This is a genomic window from Vibrio anguillarum (assembly GCF_001989995.2).
Lineage (GTDB): Bacteria > Pseudomonadota > Gammaproteobacteria > Enterobacterales > Vibrionaceae > Vibrio > Vibrio anguillarum.
The window spans coordinates 1-1201 of the sequence record NZ_JAHGUP010000210.1; the positions used below are offsets into that span (position 1 = coordinate 1).

Annotated in this window: 1 protein-coding gene; it reads right to left on the bottom strand. The window is 38.3% G+C overall.

The features are described from left to right. Positions 1–282: 282 nt before the first annotated feature. Positions 283–684 (bottom strand): hypothetical protein, encoded by a 402-nt coding sequence (locus tag PL85_RS18510; protein ID WP_038892791.1) that lies wholly within the window; start codon positions 682–684, stop codon positions 283–285. Positions 685–1201 lie beyond the last annotated feature (517 nt).

A 1201-nucleotide genomic window follows, 5' to 3' on the forward strand; every position in this document is an offset into this window, starting at 1 on the left:
GGATGCTGAAGGTTATTTTGCCGCTGAATTCACAACGATAAGCAACCCAACGCGATCAAGAAACAACAAATATGTGATGACTATTTATTGCTTAAGTTAAGCCAGAAAACATGGAATTTACCGTTCAATTTCAACTCGATTTAGCTGATAAAAACTCACTTTGCCTAACGCCCGGTTAAGGTGTGAGCAACGCAACATCGAAGCCGCCGCATACCGCCTTAAACACAAAAAGCAACGCATAGCGAAAATGCCATGCGTTGCGAATCACTCTTAAACAGTTTGTTAGGCTTTTTGGTGAGATAACTCTTGAAGTGAGTTATTTATGAGCTTTTTAAGATAATGCATTTGCCCTTGTTTAGATGGTTGTTCAAGGGATTTTTTAACTAACTCTTGCTCACTTTCAACTAGCTCTCTGAGAGCAGCTTTTAGTGACTCATCAATCTGTTGCTTGAGTTTTTCTATATCTTCTTCTTCAACTTTGCTTCGAACAACTACTTTATCGAGTTCAACGCTAACTTCAGACTCGATATGTCGTGACTTGAGCTGCTTTGCCAAATTATGAGCTAACTTACGTTCAATCTGCAAACGTGTTTTAAGGCTGCTTGAAGATTGAAACATTGCGTATGCAGCGACTGCCGCACCTAATGAACTAAGTACTGCAGGAAGAATTGTCATGATTTCCATTAACTTGCACTCCCACTATTAAAGTTCCAGTAAGGTATACACTCTACCACATGTTTGTTGTAACGCTCACATGCATGAATGCCGAATACCAGAACTATAGTAGCTATAGAACCAAATTTTACCAATGGCAATGAATCTGTTGTGTTACTTAAAATGAATCCAAATGCCATTGAGAATAGAATACTAATGAAAAAGCAAAGCGAGAATATCGCTTTATTTCGTGAAGATAAGCCAATTGATATTGAGTACATCGAAGCTGTGATCGCTAATGTTGCCTCGGTAGGGTTACCTTGAGTTTTCCATGCTTCCAAGATTAGAGGTAGTAACGGAACTAACATGTGAAGAATGATACAAGTCAAAAACTCTGTAATTTCTTCACTTACACCTTTAATTGCTCTCGGTTTATTAGATGTATTATTTGTCATGAATTTCTAGCCAAAAAATTTGCAGGGATTATATACAAACATCTGCATGTAGAAAAGTGCCAACTTCTCAAAAGCCTAACGCCCGGCTAAGG

Bases quoted from the DNA above. Each gene is read 5' to 3' on its own strand.
- PL85_RS18510 (WP_038892791.1), bottom strand. From the start codon at position 684: ATGGAAATCATGACAATTCTTCCTGCAGTACTTAGTTCATTAGGTGCG.